General features: G+C 58.9%; 19 protein-coding genes and 1 pseudogene. 7 read left to right on the forward strand and 13 right to left on the reverse strand.

Translation table 11 applies throughout. The features are described from left to right. Window positions 1-23: 23 nt before the first annotated feature. From MUN79_RS12970 to MUN79_RS12990, 5 genes are all read right to left on the reverse strand, one after another. Complete coding sequence (locus tag MUN79_RS12970; protein WP_244678034.1) at window positions 24-1,265, reverse strand: exonuclease SbcCD subunit D C-terminal domain-containing protein; 1,242 nt, start codon at window positions 1,263-1,265, stop codon at window positions 24-26. A gap of 3 nt (window positions 1,266-1,268) precedes the next feature. Then, on the reverse strand, window positions 1,269-1,805 hold the full coding sequence (locus MUN79_RS12975) for a hypothetical protein (RefSeq protein ID WP_244678035.1): 537 nt from the start codon (window positions 1,803-1,805) through the stop codon (window positions 1,269-1,271). An 80-nt stretch (window positions 1,806-1,885) separates the two neighbouring features. Next, on the reverse strand, window positions 1,886-2,224 hold the full coding sequence (locus MUN79_RS12980; RefSeq protein ID WP_244678036.1) for a hypothetical protein: 339 nt from the start codon (window positions 2,222-2,224) through the stop codon (window positions 1,886-1,888). A 397-nt stretch (window positions 2,225-2,621) separates the two neighbouring features. Next, window positions 2,622-3,998, reverse strand: a complete 1,377-nt coding sequence (locus tag MUN79_RS12985; RefSeq protein WP_244678037.1) for an MBL fold metallo-hydrolase — start codon at window positions 3,996-3,998, stop codon at window positions 2,622-2,624. Between the two features lie 477 nt (window positions 3,999-4,475). After that, entirely contained in the window at window positions 4,476-5,663 is a 1,188-nt protein-coding gene (locus MUN79_RS12990) for a hypothetical protein (RefSeq protein ID WP_244678038.1), read from the reverse strand. A gap of 576 nt (window positions 5,664-6,239) precedes the next feature. Here MUN79_RS12990 and MUN79_RS12995 point away from each other — a divergent pair. Further along, the gene (locus MUN79_RS12995; protein ID WP_244678039.1) at window positions 6,240-7,823 is read left to right on the forward strand and encodes an amino acid permease; all 1,584 of its coding nucleotides are present in this window, start codon (window positions 6,240-6,242) and stop codon (window positions 7,821-7,823) included. 116 nt (window positions 7,824-7,939) lie between these two features. Here the strand turns inward: MUN79_RS12995 and MUN79_RS13000 are convergent, their stop codons facing one another. Next, window positions 7,940-8,164, reverse strand: coding sequence for a hypervirulence associated TUDOR domain-containing protein (locus tag MUN79_RS13000; protein WP_244678040.1), 225 nt, complete (start codon window positions 8,162-8,164; stop codon window positions 7,940-7,942). A gap of 173 nt (window positions 8,165-8,337) precedes the next feature. Between MUN79_RS13000 and MUN79_RS13005 the strand changes: the two genes are divergently transcribed. From MUN79_RS13005 to MUN79_RS13030, 6 genes are all read left to right on the forward strand, one after another. Further along, the gene (locus MUN79_RS13005; protein ID WP_244678041.1) at window positions 8,338-11,391 is read left to right on the forward strand and encodes an amidohydrolase family protein; all 3,054 of its coding nucleotides are present in this window, start codon (window positions 8,338-8,340) and stop codon (window positions 11,389-11,391) included. Window positions 11,392-11,448: 57 nt separating this feature from the next. Beyond that, window positions 11,449-12,759: an amidohydrolase family protein gene (locus MUN79_RS13010; RefSeq protein WP_244678042.1), complete on the forward strand. Its 1,311-nt coding sequence runs from the start codon at window positions 11,449-11,451 to the stop codon at window positions 12,757-12,759. 1,044 nt (window positions 12,760-13,803) lie between these two features. Then, window positions 13,804-14,499, forward strand: a complete 696-nt coding sequence (locus MUN79_RS13015; protein WP_244678043.1) for an RICIN domain-containing protein — start codon at window positions 13,804-13,806, stop codon at window positions 14,497-14,499. 35 nt (window positions 14,500-14,534) lie between these two features. After that, window positions 14,535-14,894, forward strand: a complete 360-nt coding sequence (locus MUN79_RS13020; protein ID WP_244678044.1) for a hypothetical protein — start codon at window positions 14,535-14,537, stop codon at window positions 14,892-14,894. After that, window positions 14,888-15,838 (forward strand): OmpA family protein, encoded by a 951-nt coding sequence (locus tag MUN79_RS13025; protein WP_244678045.1) that lies wholly within the window; start codon window positions 14,888-14,890, stop codon window positions 15,836-15,838. The genes MUN79_RS13020 and MUN79_RS13025 overlap by 7 nt, the downstream gene beginning before the upstream one ends. 72 nt (window positions 15,839-15,910) lie before the next feature. Further along, window positions 15,911-16,822 carry a DUF6929 family protein gene (locus MUN79_RS13030; RefSeq protein WP_244678046.1) on the forward strand — a complete coding sequence of 304 codons (912 nt, stop codon included), beginning with the start codon at window positions 15,911-15,913 and terminating at the stop codon, window positions 16,820-16,822. Between the two features lies 1 nt (window position 16,823). Here MUN79_RS13030 and MUN79_RS13035 read toward each other — a convergent pair whose 3' ends face one another. The 7 genes and pseudogenes from MUN79_RS13035 to MUN79_RS13065 form a co-directional block, all read right to left on the reverse strand. Next, complete coding sequence (locus tag MUN79_RS13035; RefSeq protein WP_244678047.1) at window positions 16,824-17,033, reverse strand: hypothetical protein; 210 nt, start codon at window positions 17,031-17,033, stop codon at window positions 16,824-16,826. Beyond that, window positions 17,030-18,070: a hypothetical protein gene (locus MUN79_RS13040; RefSeq protein WP_244678048.1), complete on the reverse strand. Its 1,041-nt coding sequence runs from the start codon at window positions 18,068-18,070 to the stop codon at window positions 17,030-17,032. The genes MUN79_RS13035 and MUN79_RS13040 overlap by 4 nt, the downstream gene beginning before the upstream one ends. Continuing rightward, window positions 18,067-18,456 (reverse strand): FAD-dependent oxidoreductase, encoded by a 390-nt coding sequence (locus MUN79_RS13045; RefSeq protein ID WP_244678049.1) that lies wholly within the window; start codon window positions 18,454-18,456, stop codon window positions 18,067-18,069. The genes MUN79_RS13040 and MUN79_RS13045 overlap by 4 nt, the downstream gene beginning before the upstream one ends. Next, window positions 18,453-19,718: an FAD-dependent oxidoreductase gene (locus tag MUN79_RS13050; protein WP_244678050.1), complete on the reverse strand. Its 1,266-nt coding sequence runs from the start codon at window positions 19,716-19,718 to the stop codon at window positions 18,453-18,455. The genes MUN79_RS13045 and MUN79_RS13050 overlap by 4 nt, the downstream gene beginning before the upstream one ends. A gap of 380 nt (window positions 19,719-20,098) precedes the next feature. After that, window positions 20,099-21,601 (reverse strand): annotated as a pseudogene (locus tag MUN79_RS13055) (polyamine aminopropyltransferase); the annotation flags it as partial. Window positions 21,602-21,655: 54 nt separating this feature from the next. Then, entirely contained in the window at window positions 21,656-21,871 is a 216-nt protein-coding gene (locus MUN79_RS13060; RefSeq protein WP_244678052.1) for a DUF350 domain-containing protein, read from the reverse strand. A gap of 77 nt (window positions 21,872-21,948) precedes the next feature. Continuing rightward, window positions 21,949-22,137: a hypothetical protein gene (locus tag MUN79_RS13065; RefSeq protein WP_244678053.1), complete on the reverse strand. Its 189-nt coding sequence runs from the start codon at window positions 22,135-22,137 to the stop codon at window positions 21,949-21,951. Window positions 22,138-22,147 lie beyond the last annotated feature (10 nt).

Raw genomic sequence — 22,147 nt, forward strand, 5'->3', positions numbered from 1 at the left:
AAAGATAAGGCAGCAGTAGCTGGTTAGGGCTGCTCTTGGTGCATCCACTCCAGCAACTCGTCGAAGGTGCCTAATAATTCCGGGCGGCTGTCCTCGGGCTCGTCGGCGAGGCGGCGCTCAAACACTTCCCGCTCGGTAAAATCGTGCAGGCTGGGCGTGAGTGGGGCTTCGTCGGCCTCCTCACCCAGGGCCCGCAGCGTGACCAGCCGGAAGTGGCGGCGCGACAACACCTCGATAAGCTTCCGGTCGAGCTGCTCAATGGTTTTGAGCAGTTGTTCGGCTACTTCCAGCTGGGTCAGCTCCGAGCGCACTTCCACATCTACCCAGGCCGGCAGTTGGAATCCGGTGTTGTCGTAGGTAGTCAGAGCGGTAATGACCTCGGCTAGGTCGCCGTGAAAGCGGGCCAGCCGCCGCGTGCCAGGCACCGGCAGCGCCTCCAAGGTGTCGAGCTTGCCCGCGGCAAAATTGAGCAGCAAGATTTCCTTGGGATGGTCAACTTCCGAAAACGAAAGGGGAATAGGGGAGCCGCTGTAGCGAATATGTTCCCGGCCGCCCACGCGCTGGGGACGGTGCAAGTGGCCCAGGGCTACGTAGTCGAAAATTGGGGGGAAATGGTCGGCCGTAACCTGGCCCAGATTGCCCACATGGATGGTCCGCTCCGAATCGGATGGGGCGGCGCCGGCGGCGTAGAGGTGGCCGGTAGCTAGCACCGGCAGGCCCATTTCCTTAAGCTGCCACACCCGCTCAATCTCCGAGACCCGGGCGTAATGGTCGGCAATGCCCTGCTTAATACGAGCCTCACGCTCCTCGGCCGACTCGCCCGGCACCGACAAACGCACGTCTCGGTCGCGCAGGAACGGCACGGCGCACACCACCAGGCCGGGTTTGCCCTCGGCGTCATCCAGCACCAGCACTTGGTCGTCGAAGCAGTCGGGTACGCACCCCACTACGTGCACGCGCAGGTGGCGCAGCAGGCGGGCCGGGGCGTTGAGGGTGGCCGGGGAGTCGTGGTTACCGCCCACGACCACGATGTCGCGGCAGCCAGTGCCGCGCATGTTCAGCAGAAACGAGTAGTACAGCTCCAGAGCCTGGTTGGACGGCGAGCCAGTATCGAAGATGTCGCCGGCCACGACCAGTACCTCCACCTGCTGCTCGCGCACCACTTCTACCAGCCACTCCAGAAAGTAGCGGTGTTCGTCGGTTCGTTCGTGGCCGCTGATAAAGCGTTGGCCGAGGTGCCAGTCGGCAGTATGTAGTACGCGCATGGGCTATTTTAATCTGTCGACGACGTTTTTAGTTCGAATATCAATTGTGTCGGTAAAGTTAATACCCACAATTTCGGAATGAATCAGCCAGGTGAAAGGAGTCAGCTGCCGGCCCGCAACCTGATTCCCGGAGTCAATCTTTCGGGCCTTGTTGGCCGTGGGCTCAAAGCAAAAGCAGGTTTTAATCCATAAGCCCTGGTGGGCCAGAAACTCCCGGTCCCGAATTCGAAAGGAAGTGGCCGTGTCTGGTATTTCGAACACCGCAGTTTCTGCAGCTCCGGCATCTTCGTGAGTACTATCGCCCTGCTCGTACACCAGCTCAAATACCAGCTTATCACCAGGCTCGGTGGTGTACTCGTAATACGTGAATGGAAGAACGTCGCTGCTGTCCTGTCGCGGAGTTAGGGCTAGGCGGGCGTACGGAGTAACGTAAGTGGTATAGTACTCGTAGCGCTTGGGTTGAAGGGGCGGCTTTTGATGGCAGGAAAACACCAGACCTGCCACCAGTATAGCAAGAAATACAAACCAGCCTCTAGCCATGTTTACAGAGGTATATAAAACACCGATTGGCCATCCGCTGCCTGCTTTACGCTTCCTACAACGCCGCAAGCAAAAGACTTCTATAGGCTTAGGCGCACCCGCCGCTCCGTGCTTATGGCGTGGAGACTGGAGTTTTGAACGGTCCACTTGTAGTAAAGCAGGCCGTCGTCGATGCTGGCTGAATCAAGGCAGGAAATGGCGTCGCAGGGGCGGCCTTCTTCGATTAGGTGCTGCTCTTGTTGGGTCTTCAGGTTATGGACGGTCAGAATTGTATCGCCCCATCCTTGCTCTGTTACCAGCAAATTGCGTTTAGCGTCAAAGCACAGCCCGTTGGCAAAAGCCCCTACTGGCTCCTGGGCATTAAGCGGTAGGGCCAGGGTGGGCCAGGCATTCGAGCCGGTAAAGTATTCCAGGAGCATATACTCTTGATTTTCCCACTTTATCTGCAGCCTGTCCGCGAGCATAACGTCAAGCGGCATCTTGTACACCCGCTTTAGCATGGCATTTCCCCAGGCTATGACAAAGGTGCTGTCGGATGATGTTGTGGCGGTGTAGTAGTTGCCGTTCGGAGTCAGATTTTGCTGATTCAGTGTTCTGGTGGTGGCGAGGTAGGAATAGTACCCGGAAGAAACAGTAGCCGCTTTCGATTCACTATAGCCCCGTTGCTCCGTTGAGCAAGCCCCAAGCAGTATAGTACAGAGCCATAAAATTCGGGGAAATGGCATGTAATAAACTAGGTAGTGTCGTCAAAAAACAAAGCAGCGTGAAGTTGCCCGGCGGGTTGCTTCACGCTGCTTGTGTAAAGTGCTAGAAAAACTAGTGAACGGCCTGCTTCTGGAAATCGGTAATGGCCTCGCTCAAATCGTAGATCTGGGCGCCCGGCAAGGCCGCTTCCAGAATACTGCTGCCCGCGGCCGAGCGGTAGCCGCCCGCGCAGTGCACGAGAATAGGCTTGCTGGTGGGCACCTCCTTGGCCCGTTCCCGCAGCTCAGGTAGCGGAATTACCAAAGCATCGGCAAAAATGGGCTGCTTCGCTTCGGTGTAGTTGCGGATGTCGACGATGGTAAAGTCCTCGGGCCGCTCCCGCACGTGCTCCACATCGGCCACCGGACTGGTAGCGGGCAGTACCGAGGGCGTGAGCAGGGCACCTTTGATATTGGCTTCGTAACCGATTTTGGCCGCCTTGCGAATTACGGTGTCCAGGGCAATCTGCGAATCGGCAATGAGGTAGAACGGCTCCGTGGGGCCTACTACTGAGCCCAGCCAGGTTTCAAACTTGCCGCCATCTTGTAGGTTGATGGCGCCCGGCAGGTGGCCTTGTTTAAACTCGGCCTGGGGGCGGGTATCAATAACTACCACGCCGTTTTCCAGGGCGGCATTGGGCTGCACGCGCGGCACGGCCCGCACGCTGTCCTCGAAGGGCAAGGCACCTTGCTTGTTGAGCTGCACGTCGTGGCCGAAGTACTTGGGTACGAAGGGCTGGTCCTCGAGCAGTACCCGCACAAATTCCTGCTCACTCATGGGTTGCAGGGCGTAGTTGGTTTTGAGCTCCTTGCCGATAGTGCTGTCCAGGTCGGTGCTGGTTGTTTTGCCGCAGAGGCTGCCGGGGCCGTGGGCGGGGTATACCCGCGTGGTAGCGGGCAGGGTCATGAGCTTGTTGCGGGTGCTGTGGTACATCTGGGCCGCCAGCTCCTCGCGCTTGTGGCCGCCTACCAGCTCGTTTTCCCGCAGGTCGGGCCGGCCTACGTCGCCCACGAAGAGCGTGTCGCCGGTAAAGACGGCCCGGGTTTGGGCCAAATCGTCGATGAGCAGAACGGAGATGCTGTCGGGCGAGTGGCCGGGAGTGTTGATGGCGTGCAGCTCCACGCTGCCCAGTGTTATCCGGTCGCCGTCGTCGAAGGGACGGTGGGGGTAGCTGGCCTTTACCAGCTTGCTGCAATAAATAACAGCGTCGGTTTCCTGTGCGATTTCCAGGTGCGACGACACAAAATCAGCGTGCGGATGGGTTTCAATGATGGCCACGATATTGGCCTCATGCTCATCGGCGAAATCATAATACTGCTGCGGGTCCCGGGCCGGGTCGATGATGGCAACCTGCCGGCCGCAGCGAATGGCGTAGCTGGCGTGGGCCAGGCCCTTGTCGTAGAATTGCTGAATCTGTACCGACGCGGTACTACTGGGAAGGGGACTCATGGGGTGTAACGTTGGTGAGCCGCCGGACTTCGAAAAGCAGGCGAATAGGTCAAATATAACAAACGAGAGCGGGAAATTGGGGTTGGTCAGAACCTAATTACTTGGTGCGAAAATAATCAGGCGCCGCCAGCTGAGGTACAATACAGGGTAACAGGTGGCCGCGTAGTTCGGTGTCTATAAATACGTTATTAATAAGTGAATTAAATATTATAGTCGATAGATATTGTTCGTTGTATCTTCTGTTTTGACAAAACTTGCCCTATTCAAAAGGCAAAAGAAGGTACCGGCGAATTGTTGATGGCCCAGTAGTTTCTTCGCTGGGGAAAGGTCATGCATCAGCCAATAATGGTGGAGCATTGCCGGGTACGGTCCGAAGCCGAGGCATTGACCTGGCTGGAGTTAAACGCAACAGAGCCCGGCGCAAGATGCACCGGGCTCTGGCAAGAGTAATGAAAGGCCTGTCAGGCGATGCCGCTATTAACGGCCCTGACCCGAGAGGAAGTATGCCCGGCGGGGCAGGTACACGTCGTTGTACACGCTGGGATTGAAGACATTCTGTAGGGTTACCTCAAACTGCTTTTGGGCGCCCGCCTGGTCGCCGGCCCGGTCGCGGGCATACGATTCGGCCGCCTGACGAATCTGGTCCCGCTGGGTGGTGGTCAGGCCCCCGGGAATGCCGCGCTCAAAACGGGTTAGAATGGCCGAGGCTTCCTGCACGTTGGTGCGGGTACCTGATTGTGGGCGCTGGCCCTGACCGGACAAAAAGTAATTCCGGTTGGCTAGGTACACGTCGTTGTACACGCTGGGATTGAAGACATTCTGCAAGGTTACCTCAAACTGCTTTTGGGCGCCCGCCTGGTCGCCAACCCGGTCACGGGCATACGACTCAGCGGCCTGCCGGATCTGGTCCCGCTGGGTGGTGGTTAGGCCCCCGGTGATACCCTGCTCGAAGCGGTTGAGAATGGCCGCGGCCTGCGCAGTGGTGGATTGCGTCTGACGGGCTCCGCCACCATTGCCCCCATTTCCACCGGGCCGTGGCGTACGGTTCACCTGCCCGCGGCCCGAGAGAAAGTAGTCACGGTTGGCCAGATACACGTCATTGTAAATACTAGGGTTTAGTACGTTCTGCAGCGTTATTTCAAACTGCTTCTGAGCACCGGCCTGGTCGCCGGCCCGGTCGCGGGCATACGACTCAGCCGACTGCCGGATCTGGTCCCGCTGGGTGGTGGTCAGGCCCCCGGTGATGCCGCGCTCAAAGCGGGTTAAAATGGCCGAGGCCTCCTGCACGTTGGTGCGGGCACCCGTTTGCGGCCGCTGTCCTTGTCCCGAAAGAAAGTAGTTGCGGTTGGCTAGGTACACATCGTTGTAGATGCTCGGGTTCAGTACATTTTGCAGCGTTACCTCAAACTGCTTTTGAGCACCAGCTTGGTTGCTGCCCCGGTCACGAACGTACGATTCAGCCGCCTGGCGAATCTGGTCCCGCTGGGTGGTGGTCAGTCCACCAGTAATGCCTTGCTCGAAGCGGTTGAGAATAGCTGCGGACTGTGCCGCGGGCGAACCCTGCTGAAACACGGTGGCTACGGGAGCGGCAATGGGAGCAGCAAAAGAAGGAGCCTGCAAGGCAAAAGCCACGAGGAGCTGAGGAACTATGAAGGTAGATTTCATGTGCAATTGGTAGAAAGGAAAGAAAATTCAGGAGATATCCGGCGCCTTTCAATTGTCATACCAAAAGTGAAAGGCCCTGTTTCCTGAGGCGCCGTTTATACGTGGGTTTGGTAGATAGGATGATTTTGAGGTCAAATAATCTTGTTCTGCTGCGTAAGCCCGAAATCGGTAGCTAGAATCCGGATTTCGATAAGCCATTGAAAAAGAGCCTGGAATAAAGGCCTTGAGTTATCCAAGTATCAGCGTAAACCGTTAGCCTAAAGTGCAAAGTCAGGCGATGTGAAAAGCAGGGGACATAAGGTGGCACCATACCACTGGCTAGGCACGGTAAAGCGTGGGACGAGCAGGTTTGGGATAGAGGATCTAAGTCGTTCAGCCCAGGAACTGATGTATAAGCGAGCAGCAGAAATCAGCTTGGTGCTTGCGGACTGGCTTCGGAGGCTGCACCGTGCAACTAAGTGGTGGCACTTGGCTCTTTAACCGGCGAATGCTGATTATCGCCTATATTCGGGCTCCTGATACCGAATTTGAAAATTCCATACCTCTCACCTTTCTTTCTTCTCTCTTTTCTATTGTATGGCAAATATTTTCGCCAAAAAACCACTGGCTATCCTGCTCGGTGAGGCCAACTCCTCCGGGGAAGGGGCTCTCAAACGCACGCTGGGCGCGGCCAACCTCGTTGCCTTGGGCGTGGGCGCCATCATCGGGGCCGGCCTATTTGTGCGCACCGCTGCCGCCGCTGCCCAAGCAGCTGGTCCGGGCGTAACGCTGGCCTTCATCGTGGCCGCTATTGGCTGCGCTTTTGCGGGCTTGTGCTACGCCGAGTTTGCCGCCATGATTCCCATTGCCGGCTCGGCCTACACGTATGCCTACACCACCATGGGCGAGTTTGTAGCCTGGGTTATCGGCTGGGCCCTGATTATGGAATACGCCCTGGGAGCCGCAACCGTGTCCATTGCCTGGAGCGAATACCTGAACAAGCTCTTGCAGGTCTTTGGGATGAGTATACCCTACGAATGGTGCCACTCGCCTTTCGAAAGCGCGGCCGTAAATGGCGTGATGGAGCAGGGCTTTGTCAACCTGCCCGCCTTGTTTATCATCATCGTGCTCAGCCTGCTGTTGATTAAGGGCACGCAGGAGTCGGCGACCTTCAACGCCATTATCGTGGTGGTGAAAGTGGCCATTGTGCTGATTTTCATTGCTGTAGGCTGGCAGTTTATTGAGCCCGCCAACCACACGCCCTACCTGATTCCCGAAAATGCCGAGCCAGTGAAAAACGCGGCCGGTGAAATTGTTCGTGAGTACTCGGCCTGGAACAAGCACGGCTGGGGCGGTATCCTTGGCGGTGCGGCCATCGTGTTCTTCGCCTTTATTGGCTTCGATGCCGTGAGTACCGCGGCCCAGGAAGCCAAGAATCCCAAGCGCGACATGCCCATTGGTATCCTCGGCTCTTTGGCCGTATGCACCGTGCTCTACATCCTGTTTGGCCACGTGCTGACGGGCGTAGCCAACTGGCGCGAGTTTGCTGACCCGGCCAAGGGCGGCGAAGCTTCGGTAACCTACGCTATTAAGGAGCACATGCCCGGTTTCGAATGGCTGAGCACGGCCGTTACGGTGGCTATTCTGGCCGGCTTCTCGTCGGTAATTCTGGTGATGCTCATGGGCCAGAGCCGCGTGTTCTTCTCCATGGCCAACGACGGTCTGATGCCGAAAGCTTTTTCGGAGTTGCACCCCAAGTACCGCACGCCTTATAAGTCGAACCTGGCCCTGCTGGTGTTCGTGGGCGCCTTTGCCGGCTTCGTGCCCGGCTCCCTGGCCGGCGACCTGACCTCGTTTGGAACCCTGCTGGCCTTCGTGCTGGTGTCTATCGGCGTGTGGCTGATGCGCAAATCGGATCCGGCGCAGTTCCGTCCGTTCCGCTCGCCGCTGTCGTCGCCGGCTTTCCCTCTGGTTCCGTTTATGGGCGCTGCTATCTGCCTGCTGATGATTGCGGCCCTGGACGCCAACACGCTGAAGCTGGCCATGGTCTGGATGCTGTTGGGCTTCGTGGTCTACTTCATCTACGGCAAGAAAAACTCCAAGCTGCAGCAGGGCATCGTAGTAGTGCCTACTGAACTGGAAGAGCAAGCATTCATTGAGCCCGACGTGCATAACCGCTAGGCTCCTGCTTACTACACGAAAAAGCCCCGTCAGCCCGCTGACGGGGCTTTTTGTTTACAAGGAACCCAGCGTTTAAAGCGGCACCAGCTAAAAGGCCAAGCGCTGCCAGGTGCTTCTTACTTCTTGGCTTTGGAACTCACGGACGAGACTTCGCTTTGCAGCTTGATAACCCGGTCGCCGTTTTCCTGCACGATAACAAAGGCCGGGTTTTCCGGGGTGCCGTTGCGGGTGATGTCGCTGCCCTTGAGCTTGCGCGTCACGGGTTCCTTATGGGTTTCTTCGATTTTGCCGGTGGCCGTGCCGGTGCCGTATTTCCAGCTGACTTGAGTGCCTTTGCGCATGGTGGGTAAGGTTTGGAGCGAAGTATAGTTCTACGTACTGTGCTTGCCCCGGAAATGTTAAGCTTAACGCCTCCCGGTGTTTGCGGATTTTTCAGGAAAAACGGCCGAAAAGTGCGAGTCTGCCGCTACCTTTCCAGTCCGATGCTTCTTTCATCATCATCCCCCGTTTTTCCATGTCACCATCTCTACGCCAGCTAGGCCTGGCCGGCGGCTTGCTGCTCAGCACTGCGGCGGCCTATGCCCAGCCCAGCACGTACCCGCGCAACGGCGTGTACGACCAGCGGCCCGGGCTCTACGCCTTCACCCACGCCACCATTTTCACCGACTACAAAACCCGCCTCAACGACGCCACGCTCCTTATCCGGGACGGCCGGGTGGAGGCAGTGGGTACGGGCGTGAAAATCCCGGTCGGCGCCGTGGTTACCGACCTTAAAGGCCGCTTCATTTACCCCGGCTTCGTGGACCTGTACGCCAGCTACGGCGTGCCCGAAGTGAAGGCACCCGAGCGGCAGGGCCGGCGCAGCGGACCGCAGTTTGAAAGCCAGAAAGCCGGAGCCTACGACTGGAACCAGGCTATTCACCCCGAAATCAGTGCTGCTGAGCTCTTCAAGGTCAACGAAGACCAGGCCGATGCCTACCGTCGTATGGGCTTCGGGGCTGTGCTTACCCAGCAGGCCGATGGTATTGCCCGCGGCACGGCGGCCCTGGTTACGCTCAATACGGCCCGCAAAGAGCAGGAGGTAGTGCTGGCCGACCGCGCCGCCGCTTCGTTTTCTTTCGACAAGGGCAGCAGCACCCAGGATTATCCTAGCTCCCTGATGGGCAGCATTGCGCTGCTGCGCCAGACCTACCTGGACGCCGACTGGAATCAGCGCAACCCGACTAAGGAGCAAAACCTGTCACTCCGGGCCTTCAACCAGCAGCGTCAGCTCCCCCAGATTTTCGACGTGCGCGACAAGCAGTCGGCGCTGCGGGCTGATAAAGTAGGGGACGAGTTTGGGGTGCAGTACATCCTCAAAGGCCGTGGTGACGAGTACCAGCGCCTGGCCGACATTCAGGCGACTAAGGCCCCGCTCATTGTCAGCCTCAACTTCCCGGATGCCTATAATGTGGATGACGTGTACGACGCCTCTCGCATTTCGCTCGAGGAGCTCAAGCACTGGGAAATGGCCCCAGCCAACGCAGCTATTTTGGCCAAGGCTGGTGTGCCCTTCGCGCTGTCGGCCGCCGACCTCAAGGACAAGAAGAAGTTTCTGCCCAACCTGAAAAAGGCCATTCAGTACGGCCTGACCGAGGAGCAGGCCCTACGCGCCCTTACCGCCACACCCGCCGAGCTGATCAAGCAGCAAAACCAGGTCGGCAGCCTTAAGGCTGGTATGGTCGCCAACTTCCTGGTGTGCTCCAACCGCCTGTTTGCCGACGACAACGTGCTGCTCGACAACTGGGTGCAGGGCCAGCGCTACCAGCTCAGCACCGTGCCCAGCGACTACCGCGGCGTGTACACGCTCAAAATCGGTAGCCAGCCCGAAATGAAAATGCTGGTGGCCGGCAAGCCCGAAGCACCCGAAATGCGCATTGCCGTGGCGCCCAAAGACACGGTGCGCGGCACTTTGTCGGTAAATGGCGAACTGGCTACCATCGTGTATAACCCCACGCCCAAAACCAAGGGTGCGGCTATTCGCCTCAGCGGCTTCTACACGCCCGAAACCCGCCTGTTTCAGGGCGACGGGCAGCTGGCCGATGCCTCGCAGGTGAAGTGGAGCGCCCAGCGCCAGGAGGAAGCTACCCGCGCCGCCCGCCGCGACTCGGCCAAAGCGCCCGAGCCCGTGCAGATTGGCCAGGCCCTGTTTCCCTTCGTAGCCTTTGGCCGGACCCAGGTGCCTCAGCAGGAAACGGTGGTTATTAAGAATGCCACCGTGTGGACCAGCGAGGCCGCCGGTAGGCTCGAGAACACCGACGTACTGCTTCAGAACGGCAAAATTGCCAAGATCGGCAAGAACCTGAGCGTACCTAAAGGCGGCCGCAGCATCGACGGCACCGGCAAGCACCTCACGCCCGGTATTATCGACGAGCACTCCCACATTGCCATCAGTGAGGGCGTAAACGAAGGCACTCAGGCCGTGACCAGCGAAGTGCGGGTCAGCGACGTGGTAGATGCCGAGGACATTGACGTGTACCGCGACCTGGCAGGGGGCGTGGTGGCTTCGCAGCTGCTGCACGGCTCGGCCAACCCCATCGGCGGGCAGTCGGCCCTGATAAAGCTGCGCTGGGGCATGACCGCCGAGCAAATGAAAATTGAGGGTGCGCCGGGCTTCATCAAGTTTGCCCTGGGCGAAAACGTGAAGCAAAGCAACTGGGGCGAAATGAACGTGCTGCGTTTCCCCCAGACCCGCATGGGCGTGGAGCAGGTGTTTGTGGATGCCTTCACCCGGGCCAAGGAGTACGAGCAGGAGTGGAAGGCCTGGAACAAGCTGGGCAAGGGCAAGCAGAAGAAAGGGGAGGCCCCGCGCCGCGACCTGGAGCTCGAAGCCTTGGTTGAAATCCTGAACCAGCAGCGCTTCATTACCTGCCACAGCTACGTGCAAAGCGAAATCAACATGCTGCTCAATGTGGCCGACCGCATGGGCTTCAAGGTCAACACCTTCACCCACATTCTGGAAGGCTATAAAGTGGCCGACAAGATGAAGGCCCACGGCGTGAATGCCAGTACCTTCTCCGACTGGTGGGCTTACAAAAATGAGGTGCGCGACGCTATTCCGTATAATGCCGCCATCATGCACGACGCGGGCCTGAACGTGGCCATCAACTCGGACGATGCCGAAATGAGCCGCCGCCTCAACCAGGAAGCAGCCAAAACGGTAAAGTACGGCGGCTTGTCGGAAGAGGAAGCCCTGAAGCTGGTGACCATCAACCCGGCCAAGATGCTCCACCTCGACAAGAACATGGGGAGCATTAAGGAAGGCAAGGACGCCGACGTAGTGCTCTGGAACGACCACCCGCTCAGCGTATATGCCCACGCGGAGCGCACCTTCGTGGATGGCCGCCAGATGTTCGACGTGGAATCGGACGCCAAGATGCGCCAGGAAGTAGAAAAGGAGCGGCTGCGCATCGTGCAGAAAATGTTGGACGCTAAGAAAGCTGGTGCCCCGACTCAGGGTGCCACGGCCAAGGCTAACAAGCACTTCCACTGCGACACGATGGGCGAAGACAAGGAACTGGACAACTAAGCTGGTCGCCTTTTTCGCTGAAAAGTCATCTGCTTCAACTTATTTAACTGCATTCTCATGCGTTTTTCCGCATTATTTCTTTCTCTAACCCTGCTCACGGCCACACCGCTGCTGGCCCAGGTGCCGGCCCCGGCGCCGGTCCAGAGTAAGCCCGTGCTGCTCGTGGGCGGCACCCTGCACGTGGGCAACGGCACCGTGGTTCCCGACGCTGCCGTCGCTTTCGATAAAGGCCGCATCACCTACGCCGGGGCCCAGTCGGGCTTCAGCCAGGACAAATCGGCTTTTGAGGTGGTCGACGTGAAAGGCCAGGAAATCTACCCCGGCCTGATTCTGCCCAACACCACCCTGGGCCTGACCGAAGTAGAAGCCATCCGGGCCACCGTCGACGAGCGGGAAGTGGGTATGCTCAACCCCAACGTGCGGGCCCTGATTGCCTACAACACCGATTCCGACATCATCCCGACCGTGCGCACCAATGGCGTGCTGCTGGCCCAGGTGACGCCCCGCGGCGGCATGCTTTCGGGCCAGAGCAGCATCGTGCAGCTCGACGCCTGGAACTGGCAGGACGCGGCTGTAAAGGCCGATGACGGCCTGCATCTGAACTGGCCCCCAATGGTGCTCAAGCTCAACCCGACGGAAGACCAGATGATGGTGGACCGGCGCGAAAAAACCCGGCAGCAGCAGCTGCGCGAGTTGGAGCAGCTGCTCTCAGAAGCCTCGGCTTACCGTGCCCTGCCCGCCGGCCGCAAGGAAAACCTGCGTCTCTCCTCCCTCAGCGGCCTGTTCGACGGGTCTAAAACGCTGTTTGTACACGCCGACTACGGCAAGGAAATCATCGAGGGCGTGCGGTTTGCCAAGCGCCTGGGCGTGCAGAAGGTCACCGTCATCGGGGCCCGCGACGCCTGGATGATGCTCGATTTCCTCAAGCAAAACGACGTGGCCGTGGTTTTATCCCGGATTCACGCCCTGCCCCGCCGCTCGGGCGACGACTACGACCTGCCCTACAAGCTGCCCAGCCTGCTGCAGCAAGCCGGCGTGCGGTTCTGCCTCGACTATGAAGGCGACCAGGAAACGGCCGGCTCCCGCAACCTGGCCTTTATTGCCGGTACCGCCGCCGGCCACGGCCTGACTAAGGAACAAGCTCTGACGGCCGTCACGCTCAGCCCCGCGCGCATTATGGGCGTAGATAAAGACTATGGCAGCCTGGAAGCGGGTAAAAGCGCCACGTTGGTCGTGAGCAGCGGTGATTTGCTGGATATGCGCACCAACAACGTAACCCGTGCCTTCATCGATGGTCGGGCCTTCAACATGACCAACAAGCAGACGTACTTAAACCAGAAGTTTCGGTCAAAGTATGGGATGAAATAGTCCATTCTTTCCCTTTGCAAGCAAGGCGCGGCTCACTTAGAGCCGCGCCTTGTTGGTTTTCAAACCAGGCTGTAATCTGGCAGGAAGTGTATATTATTTTGGCATTAGTCTGAGTTTCAAGCCCCCAATATCTTGAAATGCACTGCCTAAAGCACGATATATGATTTTTGTAACTATTAAGTGTAATATATCAATAACACTGATTTTTGGAAAGTAGATAGTATTTGTTTAAGTTTAAACTGTATTACTAAGTGAGGCACTGCTTGACTTAGCAGGGAAGTAGAAGTGAAGTTGGCTTAGGGTATTGGGTTTACCCGGTTGTGGTCTAGTGAACGTTGCGCAAAACCTCTGATTCCATCTGTATATGACCAAAACGGCTACTGTAAACTCAGCTTCAATCAGCCTGTTTTAGCATTTATTTATACATAAATGTCTAAATAACAATGGATTGCAGTTTAGCAGTAGCACTGCAAAGCATAGATGTTAGTCCAGGATCTTTTTCCTTATCAAAGTAGATTTAAGAATTTAAACCAGATTGAATAAAAATTTAGCTTGATATGATGCAATATAATAATAACATCTTTATATTTGTTAAGAGCCCAGTAGGCTGAAGTAGCGAATGTTTTCCTTCACTCTGATTTCCGTCCCCATTTGAAGTTTCTCTTCCATTTCAACACCTAACTCAACACATCATGGCGTCCAAAATTCTATCCTTTATTTGCCACGTGCCCCCAATGATGCCCGGCGCATTCCCATCTGCTGCTGCTGCGCCCGCCAAAACGAGCCGGGGAGCTGAGCGGAAAACCGATTCCAAAAGCTCGGGGGGCATTTTACTGCCATTTACGAGAATGAGCGGTTTGTCCGCTTCAAGTATATCAATAACACCAATGACTAATCTGCCCCAGTGGTAGAAAGCTGAAGCTCCCGCAGAATTACTTGCTACTCCCGGCGGAGTAGAGCCTGAATAGGTTTGCGGGAGCTTCAGCTGCCGGGGCTGCCCCGGATTTCATTTAACTTGCACGCCAGTTCATCCTTTTTGCGTGCATGATTCGTTCCCCGCGTAGCCTCCTGTTGTTTCTGTTCCTGCTGCTGGCTAGCTCGTTGGCTGCCCAGCAAGCTGCTTTTATTCCGGAAGAAAATGCGTGGTATGGGGTAGTGGCCCGCGGTAGCGGCCGTTCCCTGGATATCACCGGGTCGTCGGCGGAGGCTGGGGTAGCAGCTGTGCAGTGGGAGTTTACGCACGCATCCAGCCAGCAGTGGCGCTTTGTGCGCATCACGGCTGGTGGCGAATACTACCGCCTTGAAGCCAAGCACAGCAACAAATGCCTCACGGTTGAAAAGCCTGACGAAAACGCTCACTTGGCCCAACGGCCCTGGACGGGCAGCTTCTACCAGCAGTGGAAGCTCGTGCCGGCCGGCCCCATTGGCAGCTACGAACTGGTAAACCGCGGCAACGATAAGTGTGCCGCTATTGCCGCCTCCGATAAGTTCAACGGAACTCCCATTGTGGCACAGCGCCCCGCTAACCGGGCTACGCAGCAGTGGCGTCTGTTTAAGCTGCATCTTAACCTAGATGCCAGCCAGCCCGGCTTTGGCCCCATCGAGGCCCTGACGGCCCTGAACACACCCGGCAATGAGCTGCAGCCGGTCTTGACGCCCGATGGCAAGACATTGTACTTCGCCCGGACCAAATTTGCGGGCAATACCGAAGGCAACACCGATTCGGGGATATCTGGGTAAGCCAGTCGACCGACGGGCAAACCTGGGGCCCCGCTGTGCGGCTGGATGCGCTGAACACACGCCAGAATAATGGCGTGATGGCGGTGGTGGGAGCCGATGGCAGTCAGCTGCTGGTGCGCGGGCTATATGAGCGCGACGGAAGTTTCCGGGACGAAGGCGTGTCGTTGATAGCGCGGGCGGCTAGCACCAAGGGCAAGCCCGACCGGCCCCAGCCGCTGACGATCAGTAATTACTATACGGCCGGGGCTGCAACAACCTTTTTTATGGCCGCCGACCAGAAGACCCTGCTGCTGTCCTTGGAGCGGGGCGACTCGTTTGGTGGCAACGACCTGTACGTGAGCCGGCCCAAGGCCGATGGTACCTGGGGGAGCCCCAGAGCCTGGGCGGGGTGCTGAACTCGCCGGGTTTTGAGTTTGCCCCCTGGCTGGCTCCCGATGGCCGCACCCTGTACTTTTCTTCCTACGGACACGCCGGCTACGGCGGGGCCGATATTTTCGTGAGTACCCGCCTGGACGATACATGGTCGAAGTGGAGTGAGCCCCGCAACCTGGGACCTACGCTCAACGGGCCAGGTTTTGACGCCTACTTTATGCTCAGTCCCGATGGCAAGCAGGCGTACTACGCCGCTTCCCGCACAACCAATGGCCCGGCCGAACTGTATCGTACGGCCGCTAGCGTCACTCCGCCCACCGATACGACCAAGCCTGCCGCACCGGAAGCTCCAGCGGTGGCCCGCCGCGCCCTGCTCACGGGTAAGGTAATAGACGCCAAGACGCGCGCGGCGGTAAAGGCCGAAGTGAAGGCCATTCGTCTCGATAATGACATTGCCTTTAACGCCACCGTGCGCACCGACGCTTCGGGCTCCTTCCAGTTTTCCCTGCCGCCGGGTAGCTACCGGCTGGCGGCTGCCAGCCCGAATTACCTCACCGGCACCGACACGGTGCGCATGGTAGCAACGCTTACCCGGGAAATAGCCCTGGTGCCGGCCGCGGTGGGAGGCAAGCTAGAACTGCCCACCCTGATTTTTGCCCAGGGCAAATACACCTTGCTGCCGGCTTCCTACGCCGAACTCAACCGCTTGGCCCGCACCCTTACTGACAACCCCACGGTGAGTATTCGCCTGGAAGGACACACCGACAATCAGGGCAATGCTGACCTGAACCAGAAGCTGTCAGAAGATCGGGTAAAGGAAGTGCGGCGCTACCTCGTCACGCGGGGCGTTGCCGAGGGCCGCATTACGACCGTGGGCTTTGGGGGCAGCAAGCCCCGCGCCAGCAACGCCAAGGAAGAAACCCGCAAGCTGAACCGCCGCGTGGAATTCACGATAACCAAGCAGTAGCTTTCTGCGAATACAAGCAGGCTTCGTTTCTCGTAATTCACCGTCCATTGGCTGGTTTAGCCTCTCTGCTGCATGAAAGCTACTATCGTTCGTCAATATGAACTGCCCAATTTGCCGTCTGCGTCGGGCATTGAGCTGGTCGGTAATACGGCCTATATTATCGGCGACGATTCCCCGTTTCTGTATAGCTGCTCCGCCGAGTCATTGGCGCCGAATACACCCTTGGCCTTGTTTGAAACGGCCCACTTCAGCTCGGGCCGCATCCCGAAGGACCGTAAGCCCGATCTGGAGTGCCTGACTGCCATTACAACCGGCCCCGAAACGGCGCTGCTAGCCTGCGGCTCGGGAGCTACGGCGGCCCGGGAGCAGGGCTTCTGGGTGGCCTTGCCCGCTGGCCCCGGCACGGCTACGGTCCAGCCCGTGTCCTTAAGCCGGCTGTATGCGGCGCTGCGGCAGGTTTTGCCCAAAGGCATTACCCTGAACTTGGAAGCTGCGGCGGCCACGGATACGGAGCTGCTGCTGTTTCAGCGCACGGTGGGGGCCGCTGCCGGCAACATTGTGTTCCGGCTGCCATTGGCCGCGGCTCTGGAATGCATCCGGCACCAGCGCGAAGTGCCGCCCGTGCAGCTACAGCATTTTGCCCTGCCCACTATTGAGGGCAAAGACGCGGGCTTTTCCGGAGCCTGTACTTTTGATAATAAGGTCTTTATCACCGCTTCGGTGGAAGACACCGCGGACGCCATTGCCGACGGCGAGGTGCTGGGCAGCTTCGTAGGGGTACTGCCCGCTCCATCAGCTACTACCAAAGCAACGGCGCTACAGATGGCACACTTGGTGCTGCCCAATGGGCAACCTTACCGCGGCAAAGTGGAAAGCATCGTGGTGCGCCGGCCGCTCGGGGCAGGTCGGTATGAGGCCCTGCTGGTGACGGATGACGACGCGGGCGGCTCCACGGCGGTACTCATCGAACTGCACGCGGCGTAAGCTACTGCGGCTCGTTTGCGGTAAGGCTAATTTTACGCAGCTGCCGGGCCAGCACGACGGCGCGGCCTGTAGCAAACTCAACCAGCATGGAGCCGTTGCGGCCCCGGATGCATTTGCCCCGCTCGTCGCGCACGGCCTGGCATAGCTGCCCAACCAAGGGCGAATTGGTAAGACGGGCCAGCCGGTCGCCAAGGTAGCGGTAGGCACTCATGCGGTGACAGGTTTCGGACGCCGCCAGATAAAGCCGTCCAGCACGTAGTGCGTGGCCTGGGGCAAAGCCAGCAGCGGCACCAGCCAGGCCAGCAGCGTCGGGCTGCTGATGGCAGGCAAGTGCTGAAACCAGTTGAACACCGAGGCGTGTTCCCGCCACACCAGTCCGTCCCAGATGCCTTCCTCGAGGTAAGCCAGGCCAAAGAGCAGCCCCAGAAAGCCGACAATGGCGTAGATCTGGCCCAGGGGACGATGGGTGCCGGTGTTGGCAGCGGACCGGCTAATCCAGATCAGGGCCAGGTAGGGAATGCCGTGCGACACCACGTTGAGCAGGGTAAAGGCCAGGTCGCCGTTGAAATACACGATGCCGAAATACCAGGAAACCGCCGTGCCGCCCAGTAACAGGTTGCGGGGCCAGTTGAAGGTGCGGTAGAGCAGCCACTGGCGCGTTTCTTTGGCCAGATACAGCAGCAGCAGGGTCACATAAAGCAGGGTAGCCAGAAGCCGGCCGGTGGGCCAATCGTGCTGCAGAAAGTCGCCCTCCACGAACCAGGTAAAGTTGCGCGGTGCCGATAAGTGCCAGTAAACCAAGGGGTAAATAGTGGCGTAGTAGACCAGTACGGTGTCGAGCCAGCGGTGGGGCTGAGTAGGCTCCTGGCGCTGGTAGAGGCGCAGAAAACCGTATTGCTGCCGGATAAAGTGAAACACGGCCAAGTAGGCCAGGACCCGCCAAAACACCAGTCCGCCCAACTGGTGCAAGGCCACGCCGGCCGCGTAGCAACCCAGCGGAACCAGCCAGAGTAGGCGCTGCTGCTCCCGCCGCCGGGTCGAATCGAAGTAGGTACGAAACAGGGTGCTGTAGACGTGGGCCACATCAATGAACACGACCAGCACTACCCAGCCCACCACAGGCATCTGGGCGGAGGTGCGGAAATGAGTCGGTAGCAGCAAGACCAGCAGCAGTGCCACGAAGGGCGGCGACAACAGCCAGAGCCCGTCGAAGGCGGCGGAGCGAATCCAGGGTTGGGCTTGTCTCATACCGCGCCGAGTAATTGGCGGGCCGCCCGGATGCCCTGGTAAAAGCCTTCTTCGAAAATGGACATACCGCTCAGGTCGGTGTGGGCAAAAAACAGTTTGTTGCGCAGGGGCCGGGCGGCCTGCTGCCGGCTTGGGTGCCATACCGAGCCAGGCGTGGGGGCCACCATGCCGTGGCCCCACACCCAGACGTCGGCCTGCTGCACCCGGGCCGTGATACCGCGGTGGGCTTTTTCCAGGTCGGCCAGAATCTGGGTGAGCCACTGGTCGTAGGTGTTTTTGTACGCGTTGCGGCGGGCCACCTGCGGTAATTCTTCGGCCAGGGGCCAATAATAGGTAATCACCTTCTGCTGAGTGCCGAGCTGCACGTCCTGCTGATTGGCATTCACGTAGCCAACGGCTTTGGAGCCGTAGATGACGTTGTCCCAGCTAAGCGGGGCGCCGGGGCCCTGGGCAGGCCGTCGATGGTGAGGTTGGCTACCACCCAGGGGGCGCGGTGCAAGGTCAGCGGCACGAGGCCGGGCGAATCCGGGAGCAGGCGTTGGGTTACAAACTGGGGCGTGGCCAGCAGGGCCTGCCGGGCTTCGACGCGGAGCGTTTCGTGGGTATGGGCATCGTAGGCCAGTACGCTCACGCCGGCGTCGGTTTCCTCCACGGCGTAAGCCAGCGTGTGGGGCAGAATGCCGGTAGCAGCCTGTTGGCGCAGGTGTTCAACCAAAAAGTTGTTGCCCTGGGGCCAGGTCAGCACGTCGCTGCTTTCGGCGTTGTGAGCCCGACCCTTGCGCGAAGCAAAGTAGTGAATACCAGCCCAGGCCGAGGTATGCTGGGCCGTGGTGCCGTAGTCGTCCTTGCAGCAGTAGTCGAGGTGCCAGCGCAGGTACTCGGAGGTGAAGCCGTGCTGCGCCAGGTAGTCGGCCAGGGAAATAGCGTCGAGCTGACGAAACTGCTCGTCCGTAGAGGAAGCGTCGACGGGAATCATGAAGGCGTCGCGGCCGTCGTGGCCTTTGGCTTGGCGGAAGTCCTCAATGAGCTGAAAGAAACGGGCTATTTGTTCCCTGTCAGCGGTTGGTACGCCCATTTCCGGCACGAGGCCGGTTTGCCAGTGCCCGTTGATGTGCAGCCGCTCCTCCGGGTCGTGGCAGAGGTGGTACTCGTTGTAAATCGGCAGGCCGCTGGGCGAGGTGCCCGTAATAGTGCCGGTTTCGCGCAGAAAGTCCAGCAGCTCAGTATTGCGCGGGTCGGGCAGGGGTAGGTAGTGGGCGCCCCAGGGAAAGGCCGAAGTGGAATTGCGGCCGGCGGCAGAGTTGCCGCCCACCTGCTCATCGAGTTCCAGAAGCAACACGTTGTGCTGCCCGTGCCGGTGCAGCCACCGCTTAGCCGAAAGGCCAGCCACGCCGCCCCCGATGATAACCACGTCGGCGCGCAGGGTGCGGGTAGGAGCGGGAAGCTGGCTGGGTTTCCAAAGCTTGTGGCCGGTGGCTTGGTTGGCTCCGCGCAAGGTACCCCGAATATGAGCCCGCGCGGAGCCGGGGGCGCAGGATTCGAGCAGGCCCGGGCTTAGCAGCAGTCCGGCCACACCCAGGCCGGCGCGGCCGAGAAACTCGCGGCGGCCGGGCATAAACGGGCAGTGGGACGAATTAGCGGCAGACATCAGGTAAGAAAATAGAAAGCAGAAGGGATGCGTTACCGCTTAGGAAAAACTTCCATCTTCTTTCCCAGGGTTGGAAATAAAGAGAAGGAGCAGCGGAATGAAGAGTGGAGCGTCCGATAAGAAGGCCGAAGCGTCCAATATGAAGATGCGAGAACCGGAAATCGAGTTTCGAGAACTCGAAATTGGATAGCGAAGATCGGAAGTCGGGTTTCGGGAATCAAAACAGGAATATCGGAAGCTTCGGCAGACGTAGCGTGGGTGCGAAAACGAGTTGATGAAGCCTGGAAGCGTAAGGGAATCATTCGGAAAGCTCCGGCAGACTGCGGCATGCAGCGTTAGCTTGCCTGAACTCGCTCGGAAAGATGATTTCCGGCCGGGCCCTAGTGCGTGTAAGGCCCCCAGTCGTCCTCGAAGTAGCGGACCAGGGCCTGGTTGTTGAGCTGGTTGATTTCGGTGGGCACTTCGGCCATGTCGGGCGGGAAGTGGAGCATTTCCTTCAGGGTAGCGGCCGTGAGGTAACGCAGGCCCTGGGGCAGCTTCCCGTCGCCGCGCCAGTGGCCGTTGCGGCCGGCCAGGACGTAACCCCACTCCCCGAAGGAAGGCACGTAGGTATGGTAGGGAATGGTGTGAAAACCAGCGGCCTGCAGGGTGTGGCTGATGCACCAGAACGACTTCTGAGCCACGTAGGGCGAAGTACTCTGCACCACCATCAGGCCGCCGGGCGCCAGCAGCTTGTGCAGCTCAGTATAAAAGGAAGTGCTGTAGAGTTTGCCGATAGAGTAGTTGGACGGGTCAGGGAAGTCGATAACCAGCAGGTCGTAGCGGGTAGTGTCTTGGCGCACCCACTGGTAGGCGTCGCCGTTGATTACCTGCACTTTGGCGTTGTTCAGCGCGCCTTTATTGAGGGCCAGCAGCATTTGGTTGTGCTGAAACAAGTGGGTCATACCCGCGTCGAGGTCGACGAGGCGAATCTGTTGCAGCTGCGGGTACTTGAGCAGCTCGCGCACGGCCAGCCCGTCGCCGCCGCCCAGCACCAGCACGCGCTTGGCCTTCGGCAACGCTTGCATGGCCGGGTGCACCAGGGCTTCGTGGTAGCGGTACTCGTCGGCGGAGCTGAACTGCAGGTTGCCGTTGAGAAAAAGGCGCAACTCCCGGTTGTTGCGGGTAAGCACAATGCGCTGGTACACGGTGCTTTTGCTGTAGATCACCTGGTCCTGAAACGCCATGGTTTCGGTGTAGGTCATGATACGCTCGGCGTAGCCAAAGCCGACGGCCAGCAGCACCAGAGCCCCGGCCATGATACCGGCAAAGCTGCGGCGGTAGGGGCGGGTTTCGGGGAAGCGGTACAAGGCCACGGCCGCTACCACCACGTTCAGAGCCCCAAAAAACAGGGAAGTGCGAATCAAACCCAACTGGGGCACCAGCACCAACGGGAAGATAAGCGAAGCCAGCAACGCCCCGATGTAGTCGAAGGTGAAAACCCGGGAAACCAGGTCCTTAAACTCGTAGCGGTTTTCCAGAATCCGCATTAGCAGCGGAATTTCCAGACCCACCAGAATGCCGGTTAATCCCACTAACGAGTAGAGAATCAAGCGAAAGGAGCTGACGTACTCGAAGAGCACGAAGAGCAAGGGCGCCGAGAAACCGCCCACCAGCCCCACCAGGATTTCGAGGCGGATAAACCACTTGAGCAGGGCCCCGTCGAGGTAACGCGACAACCAGGAGCCGATGCCCATCGAGAACAGGTAGGCCCCAATGATAGTGGAAAACTGCGTAACCGAGTCGCCGAGCAGGTAAGAAGCCAGGGTGCCGGCAATCAGCTCGTAGATCAGGCCGCAGGTGGCAATAACGAACACCGAGCCCAGCAGCAGGGCCGGCAGGTGGTCGGAAGTAGGCGCAGTGGTGCGGCGGCCCGCCGGGGCGGCAGCACCGGCTCGTTACCCATGAATGGCGGCGCTGATAATCAAAGCAACCGAGAGCATAAAGGCCGCCGCCACAATGGCTAGGGCGTTGTTGTGCTCGTCCACGATTTCCTTCCAGAGCGTTTTGGGCGTGAGCTTGTCGATAAGCACGAAGCTGATGACCAGAATCAGGATGCCCACCACCGAGTAAACGATGGAGGCCGTGATGAGCTTGAAGTTGAGGTATTCCATGCGGTGAAGTGGTGAAGTAGTGAATGAGTGAGTAACTGAGTACTTGCGAGGAGGCAGGACCCGGTTTACTTCTTCACTTATTTATGATAGTAGTTGGCGCGGCCCACGCGGCCGCTGGAGTGGCTGCCGGTGCCGTTGAGGTTTTCGGTGGTTTCGTTGTCGTCGCCCAGCAGGCGGATGCCGTTGAGGCTAACCCACACGTAGCCACCGTAGATCAGCAGGGCTACCACAAGGTAGAGGCGGAGGTTGAGCAGGTCGCGGAGCATATGGCAGCAG

This window comes from Hymenobacter cellulosilyticus (assembly GCF_022919215.1).
GTDB classification, from domain to species: domain Bacteria; phylum Bacteroidota; class Bacteroidia; order Cytophagales; family Hymenobacteraceae; genus Hymenobacter; species Hymenobacter cellulosilyticus.

What these genes read in the sequence shown, in the direction of transcription:
- MUN79_RS13030 (WP_244678046.1), top strand. Translation starts at nt 15,911, where the DNA reads ATGAAAGCTACTATCGTTCGTCAATATGAACTGCCCAATTTGCCGTCT.
- MUN79_RS13050 (WP_244678050.1), bottom strand. Translation starts at nt 19,718, where the DNA reads ATGTCTGCCGCTAATTCGTCCCACTGCCCGTTTATGCCCGGCCGCCGC.
- MUN79_RS13000 (WP_244678040.1), bottom strand. Translation starts at nt 8,164, where the DNA reads ATGCGCAAAGGCACTCAAGTCAGCTGGAAATACGGCACCGGCACGGCC.
- MUN79_RS12995 (WP_244678039.1), top strand. Translation starts at nt 6,240, where the DNA reads ATGGCAAATATTTTCGCCAAAAAACCACTGGCTATCCTGCTCGGTGAG.
- MUN79_RS12990 (WP_244678038.1), bottom strand. Translation starts at nt 5,663, where the DNA reads ATGAAATCTACCTTCATAGTTCCTCAGCTCCTCGTGGCTTTTGCCTTG.
- MUN79_RS12985 (WP_244678037.1), bottom strand. Translation starts at nt 3,998, where the DNA reads ATGAGTCCCCTTCCCAGTAGTACCGCGTCGGTACAGATTCAGCAATTC.
- MUN79_RS13005 (WP_244678041.1), top strand. Translation starts at nt 8,338, where the DNA reads ATGTCACCATCTCTACGCCAGCTAGGCCTGGCCGGCGGCTTGCTGCTC.
- MUN79_RS13035 (WP_244678047.1), bottom strand. Translation starts at nt 17,033, where the DNA reads ATGAGTGCCTACCGCTACCTTGGCGACCGGCTGGCCCGTCTTACCAAT.
- MUN79_RS13040 (WP_244678048.1), bottom strand. Translation starts at nt 18,070, where the DNA reads ATGAGACAAGCCCAACCCTGGATTCGCTCCGCCGCCTTCGACGGGCTC.
- MUN79_RS13065 (WP_244678053.1), bottom strand. Translation starts at nt 22,137, where the DNA reads ATGCTCCGCGACCTGCTCAACCTCCGCCTCTACCTTGTGGTAGCCCTG.
- MUN79_RS12975 (WP_244678035.1), bottom strand. Translation starts at nt 1,805, where the DNA reads ATGGCTAGAGGCTGGTTTGTATTTCTTGCTATACTGGTGGCAGGTCTG.
- MUN79_RS12970 (WP_244678034.1), bottom strand. Translation starts at nt 1,265, where the DNA reads ATGCGCGTACTACATACTGCCGACTGGCACCTCGGCCAACGCTTTATC.
- MUN79_RS13015 (WP_244678043.1), top strand. Translation starts at nt 13,804, where the DNA reads ATGATTCGTTCCCCGCGTAGCCTCCTGTTGTTTCTGTTCCTGCTGCTG.
- MUN79_RS12980 (WP_244678036.1), bottom strand. Translation starts at nt 2,224, where the DNA reads ATGCTCCTGGAATACTTTACCGGCTCGAATGCCTGGCCCACCCTGGCC.
- MUN79_RS13060 (WP_244678052.1), bottom strand. Translation starts at nt 21,871, where the DNA reads ATGGAATACCTCAACTTCAAGCTCATCACGGCCTCCATCGTTTACTCG.
- MUN79_RS13010 (WP_244678042.1), top strand. Translation starts at nt 11,449, where the DNA reads ATGCGTTTTTCCGCATTATTTCTTTCTCTAACCCTGCTCACGGCCACA.